This window comes from Candidatus Aquarickettsia rohweri, assembly GCF_003953955.1.
Classification (GTDB): Bacteria; Pseudomonadota; Alphaproteobacteria; order Rickettsiales; family Midichloriaceae; genus Aquirickettsia; species Aquirickettsia rohweri.
The window spans coordinates 1-6663 of the sequence record NZ_RXFM01000084.1 but is presented as its reverse complement, the minus strand read 5'-3'; the positions used below and the strand labels follow the sequence as shown (position 1 = coordinate 6663).

Below are 6663 nucleotides of genomic sequence, written 5' to 3'. Positions count from 1 at the left end.
CTTTTAGATGGAAGACTGCGTATTGATAATAATGATTCGGAGCGTAGTATAAAACCATTTGCAGTTGGCAGAAAAAATTGGATGTTCTGTGCAACAACTAAGGGTGCTAAAGCTAGTGCAAATATTTATAGTATTATTGAAACTTGCAAAGTAAATAAGATTAATCCTTATGATTATTTAAAATATTTGCTGAATCATATTCATGATTATTCTGATCCAAAAGAGTTAGTAAATTTACTTCCATATAATATTGATAAAAAAATATCATCAAATTAAATTTTTTTTAGAATTATCAAAAAACTTAAGAAACCCAAAGAAAGGCGGATAATACTTGTCAAGATGGGGATATTTTAGCGTTTACGTTAAATTAGTATAATTTAATTATATTTTTACTTATTGCAATATGAATTTACCAGATTTTACTTTTTTCTTAACGTACTTAAATTAAAGTTATTTAGCTATAGAGCAAAAAATTGTGTCTTTAATTCAAAATTTTGTATTCTCCATTTTTTAGAATGCTAAAGTGATTGAGGTCTAGATTATATTTATTTAATGATTTGGTTAAGTCAAGAACTGGGTCATCATAATTTTCAAAGGATAATATAAATGTTCCAAAGTGAATAGGTATATTAATTTTACTTTCAAGTATCATACTAGCTTTTACTGCTTCCTCTGGATTCATATGAACATATCTAAAACTATCTGGTTTATAGGCGCCAATTGGTAAAAGAGATACATCAATAACTTCAAATTTTTTTCTTATTTCATGAAATTGATCTGAGTCAAAACCAGTATCACCGGCAAAATAAATTTTCTTATTTGAAGATTTTATTACAAATCCTCCCCATAATGTAGAATTTTTATCGTCTAAAAACCTAGAAGAAAAATGTTGTGCTGGAACATATGTAATCTCTAAAAATTTGCTATTATTTAGTTGAGAATTTGGAAATTTAAAATTTTCCCACCAATCTAATTCAATAATTTTATTTTGAGGTACTCCTATTTGTGATAAAATACCTCCAACGCCAAGTCCTACAATAAATATAGGATTATGACTTTTAACTAACCTTTTTATAGTCTGAGAATCTAAATGATCATAATGACTATGACTAATTAAGATTATATCAATTTTAGGTAAATCATCAAATTTAACACCTGGTTTTGCTCTTCTTTTTGGCCCTAAAAATTGCAAAGGACTTGCATAATTAGACCATATTGGGTCAGTTAAAATGTTATAATTAGCAATATTAATAAGATTTGTAGCATGATTAATAAAAAATATTATATCAAAGTTATTTTTATTTATTATGTTTATTGGATTGGTATAATTTACATTTATGTTTTTAGGCCAAATTGCACCTTTTCCAAGTAATTTATTTTTAAAATAATTTAACAAAACTTTGTCGTTTGTTTTTAATGTATTACTTTTAAAATTATGAAATTTTGCTCCATCAAAATGATCTGTAATTTTGCCATAGTAGTAATTTTTATATGAATTTTTATTTGCTAAATGAAAAATTAAAACTAGAGAAAATAATATTATAAGAATAATAATTGTACATATCTTGAGCATATATTTCCTTATTTTAGATATTTATACTTGAAACTTTTCTAATTTTTCAATTAAATTATTAACTAAGTGATGAGCTTCTAAATCACTTTCAATCCTTATATCTGCTTGATTAAAAATAGGTTTACGTTCTTTAAGAAGTTCCTCTAGTAACTCTTTTTTGTTATTTGTAGTAATTAATTCCGGTCTGGTATTGCGTCTAGAAACTCTTTCAAATATTGTTTCTAATTTTGAATCTAACCATATAGAAATAGTATATTTTTTAATAAAATTTCTTATATTCTCATTAATAAAGCTACTACCACCTATTGATAATACTATTACGCCATATCCAATAATTTCTTTTATAACTTCTTCTTCTTTTTGTAAAAAGTACTTTTCACCCATAAAATCATGAATATCAACTATACTTAATCCTTCTCTTTCTTCAAGTACTCTATCACTATCATAAAATTTTAAATTTAATTTTCTTGCTAATTTTCTTCCAACTGTACTTTTGCCGCTCCCCATCATACCAATAAGAACTATTGGTTTAGTAAAAAATTTTTTTGTCACAAATACTTATATATGATTATTAAATGTAAACATGCTATATTAATATATAGAGTATAATATTTTCAAGTATTATTATACAGTTCAATGTTTTATTATAAAATTACTTAATCCTTTAGAAATTTTAGAAATATGTATAAATATTATTTAAATTATAGAAGATTAATAAATATTACTGGAAAAGACTCTGAGATTTTTCTTCAAAATATCTTATCAAACGATATCAATATGTTAGATAAGGAAAATATTCAATATTCTTTATTATTAACTCCACAGGGGAAAATGCTATTTGATTTTTTTATTTTTAAAATTTCTGAAAAATATTATTTGGATTATCATCAAAATTATATAAATGATATAAAAACAAAGTTGATGCTTTATAAATTGCATTCAGATGTTAATATTATGGATTGTAAAGCGCATGTTTTTATTACAAATGAAGATTTTAATGAATTTAGTTATATAGATCCTAGAAATAAAAATTTAGGGATGAGATGTTATGATTTTGATATGAAACAAAATAACTTTAATGATATTGCAAAGTATAATGAAATAAGGATCAAGTATTTAATTCCAGAATTTGGAGTTGATTTTTTTCCTGAAGAATTTTATCCATTAGATTTGGGATTGGATAATTTAAATGCAATTAGTTTCAATAAGGGATGTTATATTGGTCAAGAAGTTACAGCTAGGATGTACCATCGTGGTAAAAGAAGAAAAAAATTAGAAATGATAAATTTAAATAATTATCAAATTAACGATAAAGAAGTTATTAAGGATAATAAAAAGATAGGAAAAATTTTAAAAATTTATAACTATCATGCACTAGCGTTAATTAAAAGTGAATAAATAGGGATTTAGAATTCCAAACTTAAAAGATTCAAGGTGTCAAAATGTTAATTGTCAAAAAAAAATATATAGTGTATTCTGCAAAAAATTTAATTATAAAGTATAAGACAGGTGTCTAAATATAGAACTCATAAATGTGGAGAATTAAACTCCAATGATATTGGAAAATTTGTAAAAGTTTCAGGATGGATACATAGAAAAAGAGATCATGGAGGGGTGTATTTTATTGATTTAAGAGATCATTTTGGAATTGTGCAGTTGGTTACTTCAGATCAAGATGATAAGATTTATAGTTTATCTAAAGAAGATTTTGATAAATTAACATCGCTTAGCTATGAAAGTGTAATAACTATAGAAGGGCAAGTGGTAAAAAGATCAGAAGATACAATTAATTCTGAAATGGACACAGGAGAAATTGAAATAGTTATTAAGAATTATAATATTGAATCAGAAGCTGATACTTTACCAATTAATGTTAACTCTACTCAACCATTTCCAGAAGATTTAAGATTAAAATATCGTTTTCTTGATTTAAGAAAAGAGAAAATGCATGATAACATTAAATTAAGAAGCAAAGTAATTAAGTTTTTGAGAAACCAAATGTGGGATCATGGGTTTGATGAATTGCAGACACCAATTTTAACTGCTAGTTCCCCTGAGGGAGCAAGAGATTTTTTAGTACCAAGTAGATTGAATCCTGGTAATTTTTATGCATTACCACAGGCTCCACAACAATTTAAACAGTTATATATGATATCTGGGTTTGATAAATATTTTCAAATTGCTCCATGTTTTAGAGATGAAGATGCAAGAGCAGATAGAGCGCCTGGTGAGTTTTATCAACTAGATATAGAAATGTCATTTGTGACACAAGATGATATTTTTGCAGTGATAGAACCGGTATTATACAATACATTTAAAAATTTCTCTAATTATAAAATTTCAAAAGCTCCATTTCAAAGGATATCTTATGATGAATCTATTTTAAAATATGGTTCAGATAAACCTGATTTAAGAAACCCTATAATTATTAATGATGTTACAGATATCTTTAGAGGATCTGGATTTGGTATTTTTAATGATGCAATAGAAAAAGGATGTGTAATAAGAGCAATACCAGTTCATAAAACTGGAGATTTAAGTAGAGGATTTTATGATAAAATGATTGCTTTTGCTCAATCTGAGCTAAAAGCAAAAGGATTAGCTTATATAATTATTGATGAAAATGGCAATGGTAAGGGGCCAATTGCTAAATTCTTAAATAATGAAAAATTCCAACAGTTAAAGGATATATGTAATTTAGAGCCAAATGATTCTGTTTTCTTTACTTGTGATATTGAAAAAATAGCAGCTTTGAATGCTGGTAAAGTTAGAAATAAACTTGGGATAGATTTAAAATTAATCAATGAAAATGAATTTCATTTTTGCTGGATCGTTGATTACCCATTTTATGAGTGGAATGATGATGAAAAAAAGCTAGATTTTTTCCATAATCCTTTTTCGATGCCTCAAGGTGGTATAGAAATTTTAAGCAATGCAAAAACATTAGATGAAAAACTAGCTATTAAGGCTTATCAATACGATATAATTTGCAATGGTATTGAGTTATCTAGTGGAGCAATTAGAAATCATAGCCTTGTAATAATGTATAAAGCTTTTGAGAATATTGGTTATACAAAAGAACAAGTTGATAATTCGTTTCCAGCTATGGTGAAAGCATTAACATATGGAGCTCCTCCTCATGGTGGTATTGCGCCAGGAATTGATAGAATGATAATGTTACTTGCGAATGAGCCTAATATAAGAGAAATTATAGCTTTTCCATTAAATCAAAATGCTCAAGATTTATTAATGGGAGCTCCATCACAAATTGATAAAAAATCTCTTTTGGAATTGTGCTTATTAGTTAATAACAAATTAAAACAACCAAAATAACAATCAAATGATTATTGGTGTTGGATGTGATATTATTGATATTAGAAGAGTTAAGACTTTAATTACTAAGTATAATGATAAGTTTTTTGATAGAATTTTTACTAAGAAAGAAATTTTATATGGAAAATCAATAAATAATGTATCTTACTTTGCAAAAAGATTTTCTGCAAAAGAAGCGTATGCTAAAGCTACTAAATTTGGGATTGGAAGAAATATAAGTTTTAAGGACATTGAAGTATTAAATGATAAAAAAGGTGCTCCATTTTTTAATGAGCACCCATTTCAATCACAAAATATTAATGCGTTTTTATCAATGTCTGATGAATGGCCATATGCAATATCTTATGTAATTTTAGAGAAAATTTAAAAAATTATAATATATTTCTTGTCAAAATTAAAAAAATGTATTTAATATTTAGTCAGTGGAATATGAGTAAGATAAATAAATTGAAAAAAATAAAAAATATAAATCTTGTGAAATCTAATAAGCAAATTAATATTTTAATTGTTGACGATAATAATTATATTAGGAGTTTAGCGACTTCATTATTGAAAAAACAAGATTACAATGTTATATCAGCTGCAGATGCATTTGAGGCTGTTGAATTAATAAAGCATTATGGTGTGAAATTTTTGGATTTAATTATTACTGATTATCAAATGCCAGGTATGAATGGTTTAGATTTTGTTAAAAAAGTGAAAGCAAAAGAAGGTTTTGAAAATATCCCAGTTATATTATTATCTCAACATAATAATGTTTTTTTTACACAAAATCAGAGTCAAGAAAAATTAGAAATATTTGATGCAGTTATTCATAAAACAAGCATTTATAAATTTTTGATGCAAGAAGTTCATAATTTGTTAAGAAAGTAAAAATTTTATTTTACCATAAAATCAAAATATTGATCTTTAAATGGTTCATCAATAAGAGTGTAGTGCCACCACTCTTTCCATAAGTTTTTAAAACCAAATTTTTCCATTATGGATTTTAATAATAATCGATTTTTTTTAGCTATATCTGGGATATTTGGGGTTGCTGTGTGAGATATTTCATCAAAAAGATCAAATATTCCTCCCATTTCTAGTTCTTGGTTAGTTTTCAGATCTATTATTGTAAGATCTACTGTACTTCCTCTTGAGTGTGTTGATAGTGTATCTGCTATATAATTTCCAATGGAATCTGAACGATTGATATTTGGGTAGTATATTTTCTTTAAATCTAAATTATCTTCTTTAGAGTATGCCCAATCTATAAAACTTTTTGCTGCATTTTTGGGTCTATATGCATCAAAGATTTTTAAATTCATTCCATATTGATTTAATTCATCATTTAGTTCTTTTAAAATTTTTGCAGCTTTTAGTGTTATAATGCAAATATTTCTTTCATATCCAGGTACTATTTTGCCAGTAAAATTATTTTCTGTTGCATATCTCATTTCTGTGTAAACGCTAAAATATCCCCATCTTGACAAGTATTATCCGCCTTTCTTTGGGTTTCTTAAGTTTTTTGATAATTCTAAAAAAAATTTAATTTGATGATATTTTTTTATCAATATTATATGGAAGTAAATTTACTAACTCTTTTGGATCAGAATAATCATGAATATGATTCAGCAAATATTTTAAATAATCATAAGGATTAATCTTATTTACTTTGCAAGTTTCAATAATACTATAAATATTTGCACTAGCTTTAGCACCCTTAGTTGTTGCACAGAACATCCAATTTTTTCTGCCAACTGCAAATGGTTTTATAC

9 protein-coding genes are annotated in these 6663 nt (G+C 25.7%); 5 read left to right on the top strand and 4 right to left on the bottom strand.

Annotated elements, in window-relative coordinates:
• On the top strand, positions 1–276 hold a 276-nt coding region (locus tag EIC27_RS05580), incomplete at its 5' end, for a transposase domain-containing protein (RefSeq protein WP_153183752.1).
• Between the two features lie 205 nt (positions 277–481).
• Here EIC27_RS05580 and EIC27_RS05575 read toward each other — a convergent pair.
• Together EIC27_RS05575 and EIC27_RS05570 are read right to left on the bottom strand one after the other, a co-directional pair.
• The gene (locus EIC27_RS05575) at positions 482–1573 is read right to left on the bottom strand and encodes an MBL fold metallo-hydrolase (protein ID WP_126045106.1); all 1092 of its coding nucleotides are present in this window, start codon (positions 1571–1573) and stop codon (positions 482–484) included.
• Between the two features lie 21 nt (positions 1574–1594).
• Positions 1595–2125: a shikimate kinase gene (locus EIC27_RS05570; protein WP_126045105.1), complete on the bottom strand. Its 531-nt coding sequence runs from the start codon at positions 2123–2125 to the stop codon at positions 1595–1597.
• Between the two features lie 129 nt (positions 2126–2254).
• Between EIC27_RS05570 and ygfZ the strand changes: the two genes are divergently transcribed.
• The 4 genes from ygfZ (at position 2255) to EIC27_RS05550 (ending at position 5779) form a co-directional block, all read left to right on the top strand.
• Positions 2255–2971, top strand: a complete 717-nt coding sequence (ygfZ, locus tag EIC27_RS05565) for a CAF17-like 4Fe-4S cluster assembly/insertion protein YgfZ (RefSeq protein ID WP_126045104.1) — start codon at positions 2255–2257, stop codon at positions 2969–2971.
• A 111-nt stretch (positions 2972–3082) separates the two neighbouring features.
• Positions 3083–4906 (top strand): aspartate--tRNA ligase, encoded by a 1824-nt coding sequence (gene aspS, locus EIC27_RS05560; protein WP_126045103.1) that lies wholly within the window; start codon positions 3083–3085, stop codon positions 4904–4906.
• Between the two features lie 7 nt (positions 4907–4913).
• Positions 4914–5273 (top strand): holo-ACP synthase, encoded by a 360-nt coding sequence (acpS, locus tag EIC27_RS05555; RefSeq protein WP_126045102.1) that lies wholly within the window; start codon positions 4914–4916, stop codon positions 5271–5273.
• A 62-nt stretch (positions 5274–5335) separates the two neighbouring features.
• Positions 5336–5779, top strand: a complete 444-nt coding sequence (locus EIC27_RS05550) for a response regulator (RefSeq protein WP_162298348.1) — start codon at positions 5336–5338, stop codon at positions 5777–5779.
• A 5-nt stretch (positions 5780–5784) separates the two neighbouring features.
• Here EIC27_RS05550 and EIC27_RS05545 read toward each other — a convergent pair whose 3' ends face one another.
• Both EIC27_RS05545 and EIC27_RS08340 read right to left on the bottom strand, forming a co-directional pair.
• Entirely contained in the window at positions 5785–6378 is a 594-nt protein-coding gene (locus EIC27_RS05545) for a M15 family metallopeptidase (RefSeq protein WP_205702352.1), read from the bottom strand.
• 55 nt (positions 6379–6433) lie between these two features.
• Positions 6434–6663 (bottom strand): transposase domain-containing protein (locus EIC27_RS08340; protein ID WP_205702304.1); only part of this gene is annotated, 230 nt, incomplete at its 5' end.

Coding starts and splice junctions, on each gene's coding strand:
- acpS (WP_126045102.1), top strand. CDS start 4,914: ATGATTATTGGTGTTGGATGTGATATTATTGATATTAGAAGAGTTAAG.
- EIC27_RS05550 (WP_162298348.1), top strand. CDS start 5,336: ATGAGTAAGATAAATAAATTGAAAAAAATAAAAAATATAAATCTTGTG.
- ygfZ (WP_126045104.1), top strand. CDS start 2,255: ATGTATAAATATTATTTAAATTATAGAAGATTAATAAATATTACTGGA.
- EIC27_RS05575 (WP_126045106.1), bottom strand. CDS start 1,573: ATGCTCAAGATATGTACAATTATTATTCTTATAATATTATTTTCTCTA.